This window comes from Ruegeria sp. AB11, assembly GCF_056536325.1.
Genome location: NZ_JBQFJO010000001.1, coordinates 1,525,708 through 1,544,655 on the forward strand (window position 1 = coordinate 1,525,708; position 18,948 = coordinate 1,544,655).

17 protein-coding genes and 1 tRNA gene are annotated in these 18,948 nt (G+C 56.3%); 13 read left to right on the forward strand and 5 right to left on the reverse strand.

What is annotated here, in order from left to right:
• The first annotated feature begins 4 nt into the window (after positions 1 to 4).
• Complete coding sequence (gene paaE, locus ACR3EJ_RS07760) at positions 5 to 1,078, forward strand: 1,2-phenylacetyl-CoA epoxidase subunit PaaE (protein ID WP_170545800.1); 1,074 nt, start codon at positions 5 to 7, stop codon at positions 1,076 to 1,078.
• Between the two features lie 13 nt (positions 1,079 to 1,091).
• Entirely contained in the window at positions 1,092 to 1,850 is a 759-nt protein-coding gene (locus ACR3EJ_RS07765; RefSeq protein WP_170545797.1) for a Phenylacetic acid catabolic protein, read from the forward strand.
• A gap of 3 nt (positions 1,851 to 1,853) precedes the next feature.
• On the opposite strand, the gene ACR3EJ_RS07770 is transcribed toward ACR3EJ_RS07765, so the two are convergent.
• The 5 genes from ACR3EJ_RS07770 to paaG form a co-directional block, all read right to left on the reverse strand.
• Positions 1,854 to 2,066: a hypothetical protein gene (locus tag ACR3EJ_RS07770; protein WP_170477700.1), complete on the reverse strand. Its 213-nt coding sequence runs from the start codon at positions 2,064 to 2,066 to the stop codon at positions 1,854 to 1,856.
• 69 nt (positions 2,067 to 2,135) lie between these two features.
• Positions 2,136 to 2,732 carry a TetR/AcrR family transcriptional regulator gene (locus tag ACR3EJ_RS07775; RefSeq protein WP_170545794.1) on the reverse strand — a complete coding sequence of 199 codons (597 nt, stop codon included), beginning with the start codon at positions 2,730 to 2,732 and terminating at the stop codon, positions 2,136 to 2,138.
• A gap of 22 nt (positions 2,733 to 2,754) precedes the next feature.
• On the reverse strand, positions 2,755 to 4,062 hold the full coding sequence (gene paaK / locus ACR3EJ_RS07780) for a phenylacetate--CoA ligase PaaK (RefSeq protein WP_170545792.1): 1,308 nt from the start codon (positions 4,060 to 4,062) through the stop codon (positions 2,755 to 2,757).
• A gap of 15 nt (positions 4,063 to 4,077) precedes the next feature.
• Entirely contained in the window at positions 4,078 to 4,506 is a 429-nt protein-coding gene (paaI, locus tag ACR3EJ_RS07785; RefSeq protein ID WP_170545790.1) for a hydroxyphenylacetyl-CoA thioesterase PaaI, read from the reverse strand.
• A gap of 1 nt (position 4,507) precedes the next feature.
• Positions 4,508 to 5,293: a 2-(1,2-epoxy-1,2-dihydrophenyl)acetyl-CoA isomerase PaaG gene (gene paaG, locus ACR3EJ_RS07790; protein ID WP_170545788.1), complete on the reverse strand. Its 786-nt coding sequence runs from the start codon at positions 5,291 to 5,293 to the stop codon at positions 4,508 to 4,510.
• A 200-nt stretch (positions 5,294 to 5,493) separates the two neighbouring features.
• Between paaG and ACR3EJ_RS07795 the strand changes: the two genes are divergently transcribed.
• The 11 genes from ACR3EJ_RS07795 to ACR3EJ_RS07845 all read left to right on the forward strand — a co-directional run bounded on the left by ACR3EJ_RS07795 (position 5,494) and on the right by ACR3EJ_RS07845 (position 18,883).
• Positions 5,494 to 6,513: a TRAP transporter substrate-binding protein gene (locus ACR3EJ_RS07795; RefSeq protein WP_170545786.1), complete on the forward strand. Its 1,020-nt coding sequence runs from the start codon at positions 5,494 to 5,496 to the stop codon at positions 6,511 to 6,513.
• 54 nt (positions 6,514 to 6,567) lie between these two features.
• On the forward strand, positions 6,568 to 7,071 hold the full coding sequence (locus ACR3EJ_RS07800; RefSeq protein WP_170545784.1) for a TRAP transporter small permease: 504 nt from the start codon (positions 6,568 to 6,570) through the stop codon (positions 7,069 to 7,071).
• Positions 7,071 to 8,423 carry a TRAP transporter large permease gene (locus ACR3EJ_RS07805; RefSeq protein WP_010437888.1) on the forward strand — a complete coding sequence of 451 codons (1,353 nt, stop codon included), beginning with the start codon at positions 7,071 to 7,073 and terminating at the stop codon, positions 8,421 to 8,423. The genes ACR3EJ_RS07800 and ACR3EJ_RS07805 overlap by 1 nt, the downstream gene beginning before the upstream one ends.
• 28 nt (positions 8,424 to 8,451) lie before the next feature.
• Positions 8,452 to 10,476: a phenylacetic acid degradation bifunctional protein PaaZ gene (gene paaZ / locus ACR3EJ_RS07810; RefSeq protein WP_170545781.1), complete on the forward strand. Its 2,025-nt coding sequence runs from the start codon at positions 8,452 to 8,454 to the stop codon at positions 10,474 to 10,476.
• A gap of 53 nt (positions 10,477 to 10,529) precedes the next feature.
• Positions 10,530 to 11,333: a PaaX family transcriptional regulator C-terminal domain-containing protein gene (locus ACR3EJ_RS07815; RefSeq protein ID WP_170545779.1), complete on the forward strand. Its 804-nt coding sequence runs from the start codon at positions 10,530 to 10,532 to the stop codon at positions 11,331 to 11,333.
• 83 nt (positions 11,334 to 11,416) lie between these two features.
• The gene (locus ACR3EJ_RS07820) at positions 11,417 to 11,815 is read left to right on the forward strand and encodes an FAD-dependent oxidoreductase (RefSeq protein ID WP_260023147.1); all 399 of its coding nucleotides are present in this window, start codon (positions 11,417 to 11,419) and stop codon (positions 11,813 to 11,815) included.
• Complete coding sequence (locus ACR3EJ_RS07825; protein ID WP_260023146.1) at positions 11,785 to 12,471, forward strand: NAD(P)/FAD-dependent oxidoreductase; 687 nt, start codon at positions 11,785 to 11,787, stop codon at positions 12,469 to 12,471. The genes ACR3EJ_RS07820 and ACR3EJ_RS07825 overlap by 31 nt, the downstream gene beginning before the upstream one ends.
• Positions 12,471 to 13,442, forward strand: a complete 972-nt coding sequence (locus tag ACR3EJ_RS07830; RefSeq protein ID WP_170545776.1) for an alpha/beta fold hydrolase — start codon at positions 12,471 to 12,473, stop codon at positions 13,440 to 13,442. Before ACR3EJ_RS07825 ends, ACR3EJ_RS07830 begins: the two co-directional genes overlap by 1 nt.
• Positions 13,443 to 13,524: 82 nt before the next feature.
• Positions 13,525 to 13,601, forward strand: a tRNA-Met gene (locus tag ACR3EJ_RS07835).
• Between the two features lie 1,092 nt (positions 13,602 to 14,693).
• Positions 14,694 to 15,791: an efflux RND transporter periplasmic adaptor subunit gene (locus tag ACR3EJ_RS07840; RefSeq protein ID WP_170547606.1), complete on the forward strand. Its 1,098-nt coding sequence runs from the start codon at positions 14,694 to 14,696 to the stop codon at positions 15,789 to 15,791.
• Positions 15,791 to 18,883: an efflux RND transporter permease subunit gene (locus tag ACR3EJ_RS07845; RefSeq protein WP_170547604.1), complete on the forward strand. Its 3,093-nt coding sequence runs from the start codon at positions 15,791 to 15,793 to the stop codon at positions 18,881 to 18,883. The genes ACR3EJ_RS07840 and ACR3EJ_RS07845 overlap by 1 nt, the downstream gene beginning before the upstream one ends.
• Positions 18,884 to 18,948 lie beyond the last annotated feature (65 nt).

Consider the following 18,948-nt stretch of genomic DNA (forward strand, 5'->3'; position numbering starts at 1 on the left):
CCGGATGGCACGCTTTCACGATCTGGAAGTCACCGACATTCACAAAACCATCCGCGACGCGGTGGTGGTGACGTTGAAACCGGTGAACGGCTCGGCTGAGGAATTCGATTTCACCCAAGGCCAATACCTGACCTTCCGTCGCGATTTCGACGGGGAAGAGTTGCGCCGATCCTACTCGATCTGCGCTGGTAAGGATGAAGGCATTCTGCAGGTCGGCATCAAGCGCGTCGATGGCGGGGCGTTCTCGACCTGGGCCAATACTGACCTGAAGGTGGGTGATACGGTTCAGGCGATGCCGCCGATGGGAAGCTTCCACACGGCAATCGATCCAACCGCCGAAAAGCAGTACCTGGGCTTTGCCGGTGGGTCGGGTATCACCCCGGTCTTGTCGATCCTGAAAACAACGCTCGCGCGGGAACCGCATTCGCGGTTCACATTGGTCTATGCCAACAAGGGCGTGAACACGATCATGTTTCGAGAGGAGCTTGAAGATCTAAAGAACCTCTATATGGGGCGCTTGAACGTGATCCACATTCTGGAATCGGATGCGCAGGAGATCGAGTTGTTCACCGGTTTGGTCACGCAAGAGAAATGTGCCGACCTGTTCGAACACTGGATCGACATCAAGAATGTCGACACAACCTTTATTTGCGGCCCCGAGCCCATGATGCTGGGCATCGCTTCTGCCCTGCGTGCACATGGGCTGGATGATGGACAAATCAAATTCGAGCTTTTCGCCAGCGCCCAACCCGGTCGGGCTAAGCGCAAGGTAAGTGGTGTGGACACGGCGTCTCAGGCCAACCAGACCAAGGCCTCGATCACAATGGATGGGGCAACGCAGTCAATCACCATGTCCAAGGATCAATCGGTTCTTGATGCCGCGTTAGAGAATGCGATGGACGCGCCTTACGCCTGCAAAGCTGGGGTGTGCTCGACCTGTCGTTGCCGTGTGCTCGAGGGCGATGTTGAGATGGTCGCCAATCACGCATTGGAAGATTACGAGGTCGAAAAAGGATACGTCCTGAGCTGTCAGGCTTACCCGCTGACCGACAAAGTAGTCGTGGACTACGATCAATAGACCGGAGGGAACGATGGCTGAAGACATGACAATCGAGAGCTATTTGGCAGCGGGTGGTGTTCTGAGTAATCCCACCAACGTGCCTCCGCGCTACCGCGCAGAACTCATGAAGCTGATGGCGACCTTCGTGGATAGTGAGCTGGCAGGTGCTGCGGGTTTTGCCGACATCATCAATCAGGGCCCTGGCATCAAGGAACGCATAGCGGCGGCAAAGATTGTGTTGGAAAAGACCGACAATGCGGATCGTGTGCTGAAAATCATGGGCGAGTTCGGGGCCAACACTGATCGCTATGCAAACCATCACCCTTGGACCAAGCGTCTGGATCGCGATGCGGATATTGGGGCGACCCGGTCCGAGCACGATATGCGTCTTGCGGTCTTTAACTATCCGATCGAAGGGTGGGGCGATGCTGTGGTGATGAACCTGCTGATGAGCCAGGCGGTTGCTGTTCAACTCGCTCAATTCTCTCAGATATCTTATCAACCTTTGGCCGAAGCCTTCCGGGATATCGCTCCGATCGAGGCGCGCCATGGAGAACTGGCCCTTGAAGGCGCGCTCAAGCTGATCGAACAGGGGAAGGCTGCCGAGATGCAGGCGTCAATTGACTATTGGTGGCCCCGCGTGGCGGCCAGTTTTGGGGCCGGGGCTGCGGAGAAAATCGAGACGCTGCGCAAGCTGGGGTTACGGCAACTGACCGGAGCCGAGATGAGAGATCAGTGGGTGGCGAAGGCGACTGAGCAGGTCGCGAGTCTGGGGCTGAAAGCGCCCTGACTTTCAGGGCTGACGCTTGCGGCTAAGCAATCCGTATTTCACGGCCAACCCACGCAGAGATCGCCGTTTGCCTCGGTCTTTCTTCGCTGATTGTGTCTGCGCGCCAGCCTTCCGGTTGAATTCGAACACATCAATCACGCGTTCGGCGCAGCCACAGGCTTCGCCTAAGCCCACTTTGGCGAAATAGAATTTATCGAAACGATCAGGGCGTTGCATAAGGGTCCTCCGCCCTCATTCAAACCTATTTGGGTGGAAGAACCAAATCAACTCTGTTCCAGCCGCCTGTCAAAGACCGTCAACACCCGACAAAGTCAGATCACTTACCAACGCAGCATAATCGCTGCGCGCATCAGAATCCGCGCCGGCGTTCCACATGTAGAACCAATTCAGCATACCAAAGACAGACATGGTGGTTGCCCGCAGTTTTGCCGCGTCATCCTCGAAAGTGGCCGGTGATATACTGGCAATGATGTCACTGACGAACTCGACCAAATCCCGCTGATAGCCACGCAGTAGTTTCTGCTGTTCCTCGGACAAAGCAGACATACCGCTGGTTTGCACCCGGTGTTCATCATCCACGCCCTGATAGGCCAGCAGGATTTCCCGCACCACGCGTCTCAGGCGATCCGCTGGCTCAAGCGCTTCAAGGTCCAACCCACAAATCTGATCACGCAGTTGCAGCAAATAGCTGTCGAGTATGTCAAACAGGATCGCGTCCTTGCTATCGTAATAGTGATAGATATTGGCCTTGGATATTCCGCATTCACGCGCCAGTTGAGACATCGACGCCCGATCAAACCCCTCCTGCGCGAAGACGCGGGCGGCAGATTTCAGGATGCGAGCCCGCTTGTCGTCATGGTCTTTTGCTATCGTACGCGCCAAATCCTGACCCTCCGATTCTGTCTTAACTATCGCGATTGTCGATTACGCGACGGGCCTTGCCCTGCGAGCGTTCAACCTCGCCCGGCTCGCCTATATCGATCTCGGTCGAGATGCCAACAACCTCTTTGATCCGCCGCGACAGCATCCGGGCTGCCGCAGTTTTGCTCAGCTCATCCGCGGCATCCGGCGTTGCCTCGACATGTACGCGCATCGCGTCCATCCGTCCGGCTTTGTAAAGCTCGATCTGGTAATAGGGTGCTAGACCGCCGGTTGCCAAAACCTGCTCTTCGATCTGGCTGGGGAAGACGTTTACGCCGCGCAGGATGATCATATCGTCCGAACGGCCGGTGATCTTTTCCATCCGCCGCATCGACCGCGCCGTGCCGGGCAACAGCCGCGTCAGGTCGCGGGTGCGATAGCGGATCATCGGAAGGCCCTCTTTGGTCAGCGTGGTGAAGACCAGTTCGCCAATCTCACCGTCGGGCATGACCTCTCCGGTTTGGGGGTCGATGATTTCTGGATAGAAGTGATCTTCCCAGATCACCGGTCCGTCTTTGGTTTCGACGCACTCATTGGCGACGCCAGGTCCCATGATCTCGGACAAGCCGTAGATATCGACGGCATGCATGTCGAAGGCCTGTTCAACCTCAGCACGCATGGAATCCGTCCAGGGTTCAGCACCAAAGACGCCCACAGCCAGAGAACATTCGCGCGGATCTAGGCCAACCTTATGATACTGTTCAAGAATATTCAGCATATAAGATGGCGTCACCATGATCCCGTCGGGCTTGAAATCAGTGATCAGATCAACCTGCTTGGCGGTTTGCCCACCGCTCATCGGAACGACGGTAGCCCCCAGGCGCTCAATCCCGTAATGCGCACCCAAACCACCGGTGAATAGGCCATAGCCATACGCGTTGTGTACCATGTCACCCCGGCGCAACCCGCTGGCACGTAGTGACCTTGCCACCAGATCGGCCCAATTATCGATATCGCTTTGCGTATAGCCCACCACGGTTGGCTTGCCCGTGGTCCCCGATGAGGCGTGAACACGGATGATCTGCTCACGCGGAACGGCAAACAGGCCGAAAGGATAGTTTTCCCTCAGATCGTTTTTGTAGGTAAACGGAAAACGCGCGAGATCACTGAGAGATTGCAGGTCATCAGGATGCACCCCAGCCTCATCAAACCGCTGCCGGTACATAGGTACGTTTTCATAGGCATGGCGCAGCGACCATTTAAGCCGATCCAACTGTAAGCTGCGAATTTCATCAACCGAGGCGATCTCGATCGGATCAAGATCCGCCTTATTCGGAGTAAGATCCTTCATGCCATCCCCCTCATCTCAGGTCTCGTCAAACACCGGGCCTTTGACCGCGCGGGAAAAGCCCCGAAACTCTGCGATCTTTTGGCCGGTCTGGTTGGTTACGGTTACGTCATAGATGCCGCTGCGCCCGGTCAGGCTCAGTTCCGTTGCACAGGCCGTCAGCAGGTCACCGGATCGCGCGGGCGCGACGTAGCTGATCACATTGTGCTGCGCGACTGTCGATTGGTTGCGGCTGTTGCAGGCAAAGGCAAAGGCACTGTCGGCCAGCATGAAGGTTACACCGCCATGGCAAATACCGTGCCCATTGCAGTGATGGTCCTGAACGGCGAGCGTCAGGATCGCGGTCCCTTCGTCAACTTCGCCCAATTCCATGCCCGCCCATTTCGAGGCATTGTCTCGCCCCCACATTTCGGCCGCGGCTTTTTGGGCGCGCTCCTTTGGCGTCATCTTATTCTCCCCGAAAGACCGGCGCGCGTTTTTCCAGAAACGCTGTGACACCTTCAGCATAGTCCGCGCTTTCACCGCAGGTTTTCATCGCGTCTGCTTCAACCTCCAGATGGTCGGTCAGGGAATTCATGGCTGCTGCCTGAATCGTCTGTTTCGTCAAGCCAAGTCCCAGCGTTGGACCATTGGCGAACTGTTCCGTCATCGCTCGCGCCTCAGTCATCAGGTCAGCGTCAGGGATGGCCTTCCAGATCAGCCCCCAATCCGCAGCCTGTTGCGCGGGCAATGTCTGCCCGGTCAAAGCCAGCCCTTTGGCCCGTGCCTCACCTAGCAGGTGGGGCAGATGCCAACTGCCCCCGGTATCGGGGATCAGTCCCACTTTGGAAAACGACTGTATGAACTTGGCAGATTCGGCGGCCAGTACCAGGTCACATGCCAAGGCGATATTGGCACCCGCGCCTGCCGCAACACCATTGACGGCGCAGACGACGGGGAAATTCAGCGACCGGATTAGGCGCACCAGAGGTGCATAAAACGTGCGCACCGTGTTGCCCAGGTCTGGCGGGCCCTCCATCGTTGCAGGGTTTCGATCCCCCAAATCCTGCCCGGCACAGAACCCGCGTCCGGCCCCAGTCAGCAACACAGCGCGGGTTCCACCATCGCGCGCGGCCTCAAGCGCGGCGCGCAATGCATAGTGCATCTCATCCGTGAAACTGTTCAGGCGATCTGGGCGATTGAGTGAGATTTCAACCCATTGCCCCATATTCTGCGAAATAATCGTATCAGACATGCCCGGTTCGCTTTTCATAAGTTACAACAAACTTCTTGCATAAACCGAACGGTTGGTCAATAAATTCTATAGCCGTTTGTGACTCGGCGATCAGAAATGCCCTCTGGCCTACGCGCTGAACTGCTTTTCTCGTCGTTGATAGTTACAAAACGTACCATTAACACATTCACGACTTGCGCTTTTGAGGAGGAGACCCGGTCATGAAATTCACCAAGCTCACCACGCTGCTGGCTTCGGCAACATTGGCGGTGTCAGGCACTATTGCTTTTGCGGCTGACTACACCCTGACAATTTCCAGCTGGGCCCCACCCACCCACGGCATCAATGCGAAGATGTGGCCCAAGTTCGTCGAGATGGTGGAAGAAGCCACTGACGGGCAGGTTACTGCAGAACTCAAGCTGGGCATCGCTCCGCCACCGGCACAGATGGACCTGATCATGGACGGCGCCGCCGATGCCTCGATTATTTTCCACGGGTATCAGCCCGGGCGTTTTGTCACCACCAAGCTGATCGAACTGCCAGGCTATGAAGGCTCGGCCGAGGACGCTTCGGTTGCTTACTGGCGCACCTACGATCAGCATCTGAAAGCTGCTGACGAGCATCGTGGTGTAAAAGTCATCGCCCTGCACACACACGGGCCTGCGCAGCTGCATTCCAGCGCGCCGGTCACCACTCTGGATGAGGTTTCGGGCCTGAAAGTCCGCATCCCAGGCGGCGTTGGCGGAGACGTCGGTGCGGCGCTGGGCGCGACCGGCATTCAGGTGCCCGCCCCAAAAGTCTATGAAACACTGGCGTCCAAGGCCGCTGACGGCGTCGTTATGCCTTTGGAATCGCGCAAGGGTTTCAAGCTGACCGAAGTTGCACAGAACGTCTATGAGATGCCCGGTGGCCTTTATCGTGGCTCGTTTGCCTTCATCATGAACGAAGACACCTTCGCAGATCTGCCGCCCGAGCTGCAGACGGCGTTGGAAGAAAACGTATTCGGTGAACCGCTGAGCCGTGAGATCGGCAAGATCTGGGATGAGATTGATGCCACAGGTCGCGAGGCAACCGAGGCGGCAGAAGGTAATGCCATCAACGCTGCCACGGACGCGGATATGGAGAAGTTCTCGGCCATCGCCGAAGACATCCGCGGCAAGGTCATCGCCGAGGTTGACGCAACAGGTGTCGACGCTCAGGCCGCCTATGACATGATCAAATCGGAAATGTCCTCGAACTGATCCAACTTCAGGGCGGCCTTTGCGCCGCCCTGACTTACCCTGCGCGAGTTTCCCATGACCCCGATAATCCAGCTTGTGCGACGCGCCAGCGCCCTTCCCGTGATCGTGGCGTGCATCGCCCTGTTCATCCTGATGGCAATGACATTTTGCGACGTGATCCTGCGTTCGGTCTTCAATGCGCCCATTGAGGCCGCAACCGAACTGACGCGGATATTGATGGCGATTCTGGTGTTTTCAGTCCTCCCGATAGTCTCCACTACCAACGGACATATCGCGGTCGATCTGACCGACGGGTTCTTCCACCGTCTGCACCTGTCGCGCACGCGGGACGTGGTGATCTATGTGGTGAGCGGCATCATGCTGTTCTGGCCGGTCCAACGCGTCTGGGTCCTGGCCGAGCGGGCGCGGGACTATGGGGATGTGACCGAATATCTTTCAATCCCCACCTACCTGATCGGCTGGTTCATTACCCTGTCAGTTGCCATCACCGCACTGGTGATGATCGCCACCGGGCTGCTAAAGGCCTTCGCCCCAAATACTCTGTCGGAGCCTATGTAATGACCGCAGCGCTGATCGGATTTGCGATTGTATTGATCCTGGTGCTGGTGCGCCTGCCCATCGTCTTTGCCATGGGACTGGTCGGCACATTAGGCTTCGCCTACGAACGTGGCGGCTCGATCTTTGATGAGCGCGGGTTGAAGGCTGCCATGTCTATGGTGGGCCGCCAGATTACTGACACTGCTCAGGATTATGGTCTGTCGGTGGTGCCGCTGTTCATCCTGATGGGCCTGTTCGTGAACAAAGGCGGTATGGCGCGCGAGCTTTATGCGGTGTCCAACGCTTTCTTGGGCCACATGCGCGGCGGAATCGCTATGGCCACGGTCGCAGCCTGCGGCGGGTTCTCGGCCATTTGCGGCTCGTCTCTGGCCACCGCCGCGACCATGTCAAAGGTCGCGATGCCGCAGATGCGCCGCTATGGCTATTCAGACGAACTTTCGACCGCCTCGATTGCAGCTGGTGGCACGTTGGGCATTCTGATCCCCCCATCGGTCATTCTGGTCATTTACGGGCTGTTGACCGAAACCTCGATCGGGAAACTGTTCATGGCGGGCATCATACCCGGCATTCTCGGTATCCTCTTCTACCTTTTCGCCGTGCGCTGGACCGTTTGGCGCAACCCCGAGGCTGGGCCAGCCGGGGAACGCGCCACCTGGTCGGAGCGTATCCGTGCGCTGGGCTCGGTCTGGGCCGTGCTGCTGTTGTTCTTTCTGGTGATCGGCGGGCTGTACGGAGCTTTCGACTTTGAGCCGCTGAACCTGACCTTCTCACCCACCGAGGCTGCAGGCATGGGCGCCGCCGGGGCCTTCTTGATCGCTCTGTTTCGAGGCGGTCTGACTGTCGGCTCAACCTTTGAGGTGCTGAAAGAGACTTGCTTTACCGCGTCTGCTTTGTTCGCGGTGCTGATCGGCGCGCAGATATTTTCGAACTTCATCAATCTGGCCGGCTTGCCCGAGGCCCTGATTGCAATGGTCACGGCCTATGATGTGGCACCGTTTGTCGTGATTCTGATGATCCTTGGTATCTACATCATTCTGGGCTGCGTCTTCGAATCCCTCTCGATGCTGTTGCTGACGGTCCCGATCTTCTTCCCGCTGGTCACGTCGCTGGGCTATGATCCGATCTGGTTCGGTATCGTCGTTGTGGTTGTCACCGAAATCTCGCTGATCACCCCACCCGTTGGTCTGAACGTTTTCATTCTGAAAGGCGTTGTGGGCGACGTCTCGACAGGCACCATCTTCCGCGGCGTTACACCATTCTGGGTTGCCGATATCTTCCGCCTTGCGCTGATCGTGCTGGTGCCCATCGTGGTGCTGTATCTGCCGGAGCAAATGGGCGCGCTGGGGCACTGAGCCCCGCCTCATCAAACAGGAGAACATCATGTCCCTGCATCAGATTTCCAGCTTTGCCGCTGGCACTTGGGTCGCGCCCGGAGAAGGCGCACGCACCATCGCATCCGCCATCACCGGCGCACCGTTTGCCAGCGCTGGCAACGCGGCGCTCGACGTGCAGGCGATGCTTGATTATGCACGCAACACCGGTGGCCCAGCCCTACGTAAATTGACGTTCCATGATCGCGCGCGGATGCTCAAAGCGCTGGCGCAAGAGCTGTCAGCGCATAAACAAGCGCTCTACGATCTGAGCTTTGAGACTGGTGCCACGCAGAAGGACCACCTGATCGACATAGACGGTGGCATGGGCACGATGTTCGTCTTCGCCTCTAAGGGTAGGCGCGAGATGCCGGACGCGCAGTTCTACCTGGATGGAGATATCGAGCAACTGTCGCGCAACGGCACGTTTCTGGGGCAACATATCTGCACGCCATTGCAAGGCGTGGCGGTCCACATCAACGCATTCAACTTCCCGGTTTGGGGCATGTTGGAGAAACTCGCTCCAACACTTTTGGCGGGCGTTCCTGCCATCGTGAAACCAGCTACCAATAGTTGTTATGTCACCGAACTGGCCGTGCGGATAATTCTGGACAGTGGCATCCTGCCCGCCGGTGCGCTGCAATTGGTGTCAGGCGGGTTGGGAGATATGCTCGATCACTTAAGCTGTCAGGATGTGGTCAGCTTCACCGGTTCGGCGAACACCGCGTTGAAGCTACGGCAGACACCTGCGATCTTGCAGAACTCGGTCCGGTTCGTTGCTGAGCAGGATAGCTTGAATGCTTCAATCCTCGGCCCGGATGCAGAGCCCGGCACGTCGGAATTCGATCTGTTCGTTAAGGAAGCCTCTCGTGAAATGACCACCAAGGCGGGCCAGAAATGCACCGCCATCCGACGCATCATCGCGCCCGATAGTCAGGTCGATGCCGTGATTTCCGCGCTCTCGGAACGGTTGGCGAAGATCACCATCGGCGATCCGCGGGCCGAGACCACGCGCATGGGCGCGCTTGTGTCGAAGGGGCAGAAGGCTGACGTGCTGGAAAAGGCAGCTTTGATCGGGCAAGAGGCTGAACGGGTTTATGGAAATCCCGACGCGTTCGACCTGAACGGCCCCGAAACTGGCGCCTTCGTTCCCCCGATGCTGTTTCACTGCGCTGACCCCGACAAAGCGCAGCGCGTGCACGATACCGAGGCGTTCGGCCCGGTCTCAACCCTTATGGGCTATCGCGATCTGGATCATGCGGTGGCACTGGCCAATCGCGGGCAGGGGTCTCTGGTCACCTCACTGATCACCCACGACACTGAGGTTGCGCGGGATGTGGTGATGGGGGCCGCGGCCTATAACGGGCGGATTTACATCAACGACCGCGATTCGATGGCAGAATCGACCGGCCACGGTTCTCCGCTGCCGCATATGGTGCATGGTGGGCCGGGCCGTGCGGGCGGCGGTGAGGAAATGGGCGGAGTGCGTGGTGTGAAACACTATATGCAGCGCACCGCCATTCAGGGCTCACCGCGCATGCTCAGCAGTATCGGAGCTAAATGGGTGCCTGGGTCACCTGAAATCCAAGGTCCGGCACATCCGTTCACACGTAAATTCGGTGAGTTGCGGGTCGGAGAGACGCTGCACACAGCCTCGCGCACTGTCACGCTTGAGGATATCGAACACTTCGCCAGATTCACCGGCGACACGTTCTATGCCCATATGGACGACAACGCGGCGGCGCGAAACCCGTTCTTCCCCGGTCGTGTGGCGCATGGCTATCTGTTGCTCAGCTTCGCAGCTGGCTTGTTTGTTGAACCGAACGAGGGGCCGGTGTTGGCCAATACCGGGCTGGACGGGTTGCGGTTCATGAAGCCGGTCGTCGCGGGGGACAGCATCAAAGTGCGTTTGACGGTCAAGCAGAAAACCCCACGCAATGACGATTATGGCGAGGTTCGCTGGCACGTGTCCCTGACCAATCAGGATGGCGAGCCGGTTGCAGAATACGAACTTTTGACAATGAATGCCCGCTAACTCGTTAGCGTAACCTGTTTTTCTTATTGGGCCTAATGGGTTAAACTGGTCCCATGACCAATCAAAGCTCATGGTTCGAAACGGCCGTAGCCGACCTAGTGGATCCGCAAGACCAGCGGGTCTGGTCGATTATTGTCTCTTTGTTCGGAGATATGGCACAGGAACCGGGCGCGCAGATTTCGGGCGGCGCGCTGACCCAGATTATCGAACCGATGGGCATCAAACCCGAAGCGATCCGGGTGGCGCTCCACCGTTTGCGCAAGGACGGTTGGATCGAGAGTGACCGGATCGGTCGCGTCTCGCGCCATGTCCTCTCGGAATTTGGCAGAACCCAATCAGCGGCCGTCACACCGCGCATTTATGCGCGTGACTCGGCGCCTGTCGAACATTGGCATCTGCTGATTGCCGAGGACGGAACGGGTACGCAGGTGCTTGACGATGTAATGCTCAGCGATGACTACATTCCAATCGGACGCAACATAGCAATGAGGGCAGGTGCGGCTCCGCTTCAGGCGGAAGGATTACTTGCGCTGGATATCTCGCCGCAAACAGCCCCGAAGTGGATTCAGGATCGGTTATGCCCACCCGAGCTGCGCGCTTCGTGCCGGGCATTGCTAACTGCAGTCCAGAACGCAGCAAAAACTCACCCCGAGGAATGGACACCGACACCATTGCAGAGCGCCACATTACGGACTCTGCTGGTGCATCGATGGCGGCGTGTGGTGCTGCGCCAACCGGACCTGCCTGCAGCCTTTTACCCACCTGATTGGGTCGGCCCTGCCTGTAGAAACAGCATTATTCGCATACTTGATCTGCTTCCACGGCCCTCAGCTGCCATTCTAAGCGGGAGCGGTTGACCAAACGGCACTCTGTTCAAAATGCGTTTGCGACCTTTATCATCTGATCAGCCGAGTGGAGCGCCAACGGAGGAGGCCGAAGGATGACGAAGCAAACAGATATGCTTATCATCGGCGCAGGTTTTTCCGGGCTGATTATGGCAATTGAGGCGCGAAAGCGCGGCATCGCAGATATTGTAATATTGGAGAAAGCAGCCGACATCAGCGGTACATGGCGAGAAAATACTTATCCTGGCGTCGCCTGCGATATCCCCTCGCATCTCTACTCGATGGCGACATATATGAACCCGGATTGGAGCAGCGCCTATGCAGGTGGCGCCGAAATCCAGTCCTATTTGCAGAAAATCGCGCGGGATGAGGGGCTGTACCAACTCTGTCACTTTCATCGGAAACTCAAATCTGCGCGGTGGGATGTTACGCGATGGCAGGTCGAGACAGAGGACGGCAACCATTGGCCAGCGCGATCACCGATCCAGACCTGAAAGCCGCGCTGACGCCTGACTACACAATTGGATGTAAACGCATCCTCAGCTCAAATGACTGGTATCCGGCACTGGCACAAAACAACGTGGATGTGGTGCCGCATGCCGTCTCCAGGGTTGAAGGTGATCACATCATCGCGGGTGACGGCCGCGAGTTCATCGCTGATGTTCTGGTCTGGGGAACCGGATTCCATGTCACTGATGTCGCCGATAATCTCGACATAACTGGAACCAATGATCTGACACTGAAACAGGCCTGGTCAGGGGGTATGCAGGCCAACCTTGGCACCGCAATTGCCGGGTTTCCTAATTTCTTCATGTTACTCGGCCCGCATACCGGGCTGGGGCACAACTCTGTCGTGCTTATGATCGAAGCACAGGTGGCTCATATCGGTCGTGTTCTAACAGAAATGCAGGAGGGTGGTCTTCGCACCATCCCCCCGAAAACCGACAAACAGGTGGCGTTTACGAAAGAGATGCAGGACCGTCACCTCGAAAGCGTTTGGCAATCTGGGGGCTGCACCTCATGGTATCAGGACGCTGAGGGGCGCAATACAACGCTGTGGCCGGGCACTGTGTCCGAGTACAGAAAACGCATGGCGCGATCCGGGCTCGAACAATATCATCCTGTGAGAGAAACGATCGGAGACCCATGATGTCGATCCTGCTGACGATTGTCCTGCTGCTGGTGGCTTTCCTGCTGTGCATGAACTTCTGGACGCGCCGCCTGACCCGTCAAGGGATCGAGATGGTGCCACAATTGGGACAAATCGTGGCCGTTCAGGGAGGCAGCATCCACTATGTCGAAAAGGGCGACCCCGTTAATCCGACCATCGTCCTGATCCACGGCCTCTCGGGCCAGTTGCAGCATTTTACATACGCATTGATGGATGATCTGGCAGAGGAATATCACGTTCTCGCGGTCGACCGACCGGGTTGCGGTTACTCAACCCGTGATACCGCTGCGCTGGCCGCCCTGCCTGAACAGGCCCGGATGATCCACGCATTTCTGGAAACCAAGAACGTCGACCAGACCATACTGGTTGGCCATTCGCTTGGCGGCGCGGTATCGCTGGCAATGGCATTGGACTATCCCGACACTATCTCGGCGCTGGCACTTCTGGCCCCTCTCACGCAGCAGATGCCCGAACCGCCTGCCGTCTTCAAACCACTGGAAATCCGCTCCGATTGGTTGCGCAGTCTAATCGGAAACACCATCGCCGTGCCGATGGCCCGTAAAACAGCACCGCTGGTTCTGAAAGATGTCTTCGCCCCTGAACCCGCGCCAACCGATTTTCTGAACCGCGCCGGGGGCGCTCTCGGCCTGCGACCTTCGGCCTTCATCACCGCGTCGCAAGACGTCATCGGCGTAGAAAGCAGCATGGGTGAACTAACCCAACGATACAGTGATCTGAAAACGCCCGGGGGCATCCTGTTCGGCACCGAAGATCCGATCCTGTCGGCTGAGACACACGGTGCATCAATGACGAAATTCGGCCTCACCTTCGAAAAACTGGAACACCGAGGTCACATGATCCTGATCACAGAGCCTGATATCTGCGCACGTTTCATCCGCCAGATCGCTGGCATGACCCACGCCGACATGACAAAACAAAACCCTCACTGAAAGTGCACACAAAGAATCCCATCAGACCCTCATTTCCCTCTTGACCCTCTCCGGTCCGTCGCTTACATCGCCTCTCACTCGTGGCGGAGTAGCTCAGTTGGTTAGAGCAGCGGAATCATAATCCGCGTGTCGGGGGTTCAAGTCCCTCCTCCGCTACCAAATTCTCTCATAAAAATCAGATAGATACTCGAGTATCGCACCACTCGCACGCACTCCAAATATGCTTTGGGTGACATTTTGGGTAACAGCAGACGAATTTTGTAGCCTAGGTACCGATTTTCGTGCGCTGGATGCGACCATCGACGCGTGGTGAACAAAACCACGTCTTGCGACCAGTCGTTGAAACGCGAATGCCGAAACTCGGCAGCACCAAATCGTAGACTTCTAAGCGCTTTGGGTCAGGCGCGGTGACGGTTTCAACGTAGCGGGATGTGAGCTTCTTTTTCATACAAGATATATAATCTGACAGTCGACCAATCTCATGGGTGACAGCAGATATTATCTCACGAAAACAGATGCTTGTCTCCGCGCCAGATATGGCGGGATGTGGCCGTATGTGGCGAACCGTCGAGGCGAGTAGAAGCCACAAATTCCCGCTAAAGCTTATTTCCGGCGAATCAAAGACGCATAAGGCGCAATATGGAATGCTTCGGACAAGGCATGAGCCACGAGGCTTAAATAATGCCACCCAAATCTTAAATCTTGGAATTCCTCTATCCGCCTACAGAAATCCTCACGACGGATTCCGGCTGGACTTTTTGGAATCTAAATGCGGTCGTGAAAGCGACAGACATGCGGGCATGTGCGCCAAACCGGTCATAGAGCGGCGTTGCCGGTAACGGCAAGTGTGCGGACAAAGCTGCCATTAGCTAATAAGTGGGCAATGGTAGCGGTTCGCGAAAAGCGGACATTTCAGCTCCACATGTGGGTCCGGACGACGGCCTTGGCTTGAATCAATCACAGTGTAACCTCCGCACGTTTACCTTTTAAGCAGCTACACTAACTCGAAACACGGCCTTCTGTGCGGCCGATAAGACAAACAGCAGCATCTAGGCGACGTCGTACTGCGAAGTTGTCTTGCCAGTTTGACAGGATGTACTCGGGTTTCTCTCCGCCTCCCCTTAACAAATTCGGATTTTTGACTTTGATTAGTAAGCGCGTACAATTGTAACAGCTTTAGGCGCAAAATCCGCAAGTTAGGCCACCTTCACAGCGACGAAGAGAGGAACGCGGGCGGCACGGGAGGGGGATATGAAGAGATTATCGATTTGGCTTTTAGCCTTCGTGTTGCTTACCGGCTGCTGGGAGAAAGAAGAAGAAGCAACCCAAACACTAATACGACCTGTCAGAGCCACCGAGATTTCTGACCTATCCAGTTTGCATGACCGCTACTTTGTCGGAACGGCGAGAGCCGCACGCGAAGTGTCGTTGGCGTTTCGCGTGCCGGGCAATGTTGTCGGTGTCGATGTTCAGGTTGGCGACCTTGTAACGAAAGGTGCCGTCATCGCGGCCTTGGACCCAGCCCCGTATCAGGCCGAAGTCGATCGGCTTACTGCAGAACTTGAGAGCGCTCAAGCGACGTTTGAAAACGCCAAATTGCAAACAGATCGGCAACGATCACTGGTCGAAAAAGATGTTGCTGCTCAGGCTACACTCGACCGGTTTGTCGCGGGCGAAACATCAGCACAAGCAGCAATCAATTCTGTCCAAGGGGCTTTGGACAGAGCCACTCTGGATTTAACCTACACGAGCTTGGCGGCACCGTTCGATGGACGTGTTGTTGCCAAATACATTGAAGATTTTGAAGAAGTTGCAGCACAGACACCGGTGCTACGCATCCTGGACGCCGAGCACATCGAAGTCGTGATCGATATCCCCGAAAGGTACATTGCCCTGATCCCCCACATTGAAGACATAACCGTTACATTTGACGCTCTGGGGGACGTGGTTTTACCGGCGGAAATCAGCGAGATTGGATCAGAGGCTTCGGCAACGACCCGAACCTTCCCCGTCACGTTGATTATGGAGCAACCAGAAGACGCTATTGTTCTTCCGGGTATGGCTGGGCGCGTCCGTGGCCAGCCAAAGGAAGGGCACGAACCATTTGATGCGATCATGGTTCCGGCCAGCGCGGTTTTCGTGCCTGAAGGGGAAACAGATCCGCATGTCTGGGTGTTCGATGTCGGCTCAGAAACCGTAACGGCAAGGAAAGTTTCGCTTGGTACGCCCCGGTCGCAAGGGGTGGCTGTTAGTGAAGGTCTGGAATTTGGTGACGTCGTAGTCACTGCCGGAGCGAACTCTTTGCGAGAGGGTCAGAAAGTTTCGTTACTTTCTGAGGATACAGAGTAATGGGTCTCGCGGCGTTCTCAATCCGCAACGCCAAATTCGTTTGGTTCACGGTTGTCATGCTTACGTTGGGCGGCATTTCGGCTTTCTTTAGTCTGGGACAGCTAGAAGACCCCGAGTTCACTATCAAAACTGCGGTTGTGACCACCCTTTATCCTGGCGCCAGTCCCGAAGAAGTAGAGCAGGAGGTCACAGAACGGATCGAGCTGAAGCTCCAAGAGATTAAAGAGATTGATTACATCTCGAGCGAAAGCAGGGCGGGTGTGTCGACCATTAAAGTCGAAATCCGCCCAAACTATTGGTCGGACCAACTGCCACAAATCTGGGACACGCTGCGCCGCAAAGTCAGAGACGTGGAAACAGACCTGCCCCCGGGCGCAGGTCGTCCTGCGATCAACGATGATTTTGGTGACGTGTTTGGTCTGCTGTTGGCGATGACGTCTGATGGATTCTCCGCCCGGGAACTTGATGATTTTGCCGAAGACTTCAAGCGAGAGCTCTCGTTGATCGACGGCGTAGGGCGTGTAGATTTGTGGGGGGAGCGCGACAGGGTCATTTATCTGGAAACACGCGAAGAAGCCTTGGCCGCATTGGGTGTTTCGGCGCAGACTATCCTCGCTACGTTGCAAACCCAAAATGCGATTGTGGATGCAGGTCGCGTGAACATCGGCGACTACCGCATGCGCATTGCGCCAAGCGGTACATTCACCAGCCCAACTGATATCGCGGATTTGGTTGTTCGGCCAAGTGGTCTGGACCAAGCTCAAAGCGGCCAACCTCGAGGGCCAGAGCTGCTAAGGTTGGGCGAAATTGTTGAGGTCAAGGAAGGCTATGCTGACCCACCAACGACCATGATGCGCTATAACGGCCTTCCGTCTATTGGCTTGGCAATATCATTTCAGTCTGGTGTCAACGTTGTCAGTGTTGGGGAGGCTGTCGACGCCAGAGTAGATGAACTAATCGCAGGCCTGCCGGTGGGCATCGAACTTGAACGGGTTCATTGGCAATCTGACGACGTCAACCTGGCAGTCAGCAGTTTCTTAGTAAGCCTTGGCCAAGCCGTCGCGATTGTTCTGATCGTATTGACTTTGGCGATGGGTCTTCGCATGGGGATCATCATCGGCAGCGGATTGATCCTGACGATACTTGCCACTTTCATTCCGTTAGCGATGCTGGGAATAGATCTTCAGCGCATGTCCTTGGGCGCATTGATCATTGCGCTTGGCATGATGGTCGACAACTCGATCGTGGTAGCGGATGGTGCCATGGTTCGCATGTCACAGGGAATGGACCGCGCAAAAGCCGCAATCGATGCCGCAACGCGACCCGCGATGTCTTTGCTAGGGGCAACGTTCGTCGCTGTTATGGCCTTTTATCCAATCTTTGCGTCCGTTGAGAGCGCTGGAGAGTACTGCCGGACGCTCTTCTCCGTTGTTGGGATTGCGCTTCTCGTTAGTTGGTTGCTGTCAATGACCATCACCCCTTTGCAGTGCGTTGCCATGCTGCCGGAACCAAAGGGGGGAACCAGTGAAACCTTTGACACCGGTCTATACGCCGTCTACCGCCGTTTTCTGGCCGCCGCGATCCGCGTTCGCTACCTGACAATCGGAGTGGCTGTTGGTGCTCTTGTTATTGCGGGGGTGGGCTTTGGTTCCGTCACACAGTTGTTCTTTCCAACGTCGTCGATGACCAAATACATGATCGACTATTACGCACCCGAAGGGACCCGGATAGAAGCCGTATCCGAGGCTATTACCCGCATCGAAGAACAGGTTGGAATGGACGATCGCGTGACGGGTATCGCGAGCTTCATCGGGGCTGGTCCACCGCGTTTCTACCTGCCGGTCGACCCCGAAGGAACAAACCCTTCCTACGCGCAAGTCATTGTGAACGTCGAAGATTACCGCGACATTCCGGAGATGACCAAGGAGATTTCACTTTGGATATCAGCTAATATGCCCGAAGCGACCTCCTTCACACGCCAGTTCGGTGTGGGGCCCAGCAATACTTGGGCTTTCGAAAATCGTATCATTGGTCCAGCAGATGCCGATCCCGAGACATTGCGCGAAATTGGCGACAGAGCAGTTGCGATACTGGATCAGCATCAATGGACGAAAGTGGCGCGCACCGATTGGCGCAACCGTGTCCTGAAAACTGTCCCAGACTATGACCAGGACCGAGCACGGTGGACCGGAATCACCTATGAAGATCTTGGTAACACGACAAAACGTGCATTTGACGGGCGTTCGGTCGGCCTCTACCGCGAAGGTGACGAGTTGCTGCCAATCATCGTCCGGCCTGGCGCGGAAGACGTGGCTGCCGTCGACAACTTTGAACTGTTGCAACTCCAGTCACCGTTTTCTGTTGAGCCTGTCCCATTGGCGCAGGTCGTACGCGGCGTGAATATCCAGCCCGAAGACCCGACGATCAATCGCCGCGACCGGCGCCGCGTTCTGACTGTGCAAGCCAACCCAATAGATAGTGTAACTCTGCCAAGTTATCGCGCCGCAGTTCTTGCCGATTTTGAAGCTTTGGAGGCTGAGTTGCCGCCGGGCTACAGCATGGAATGGGGTGGTGAGTACGAGGACACAGTGTCTGCGCAAGCGTCTTTGATTCCGGGTATGATCCCCGCGTTTTCGATCATGGCATTGATTGTAGTTGGGCTGTTTAACTCATACCGCAGACCGCTGGTTATTTTCCTGACAATACCTTTTGTGCTTATAGGTATTGTTCCGAGCCTGCTTCTCACAAACACACCGTTTGGGTTTGTCGCATTGCTTGGAGGCATGAGCTTGGCAGGAATGATGATCAAAAATGCGATCGTTTTGATCGATCAGATCAACGACAACTTGGCTGAGGGTCAGCCGGATTATGATGCGGTTTTGAACGCCGGCGCCTCAAGACTTCGCCCCGTCGTACTGGCCGCGGCCACTACAGTTTTGGGTGTCATACCGCTGCTGCCTGATGTGTTTTGGGTGGGTCTTGCTGTTACGATCATGGGTGGCTTGACGGTGGGTACGATGCTCACAATGATCCTGGTCCCGGTTTTGTTCGCCACAGTGCATGGCATTCGACAATCATCGAAAGCCCTTTGACGTCGCCTTTCACCCGGTCTTTGGATCAATTTTTTGCGGAGCAAGTAGTTCTTTAGTTTAAACAA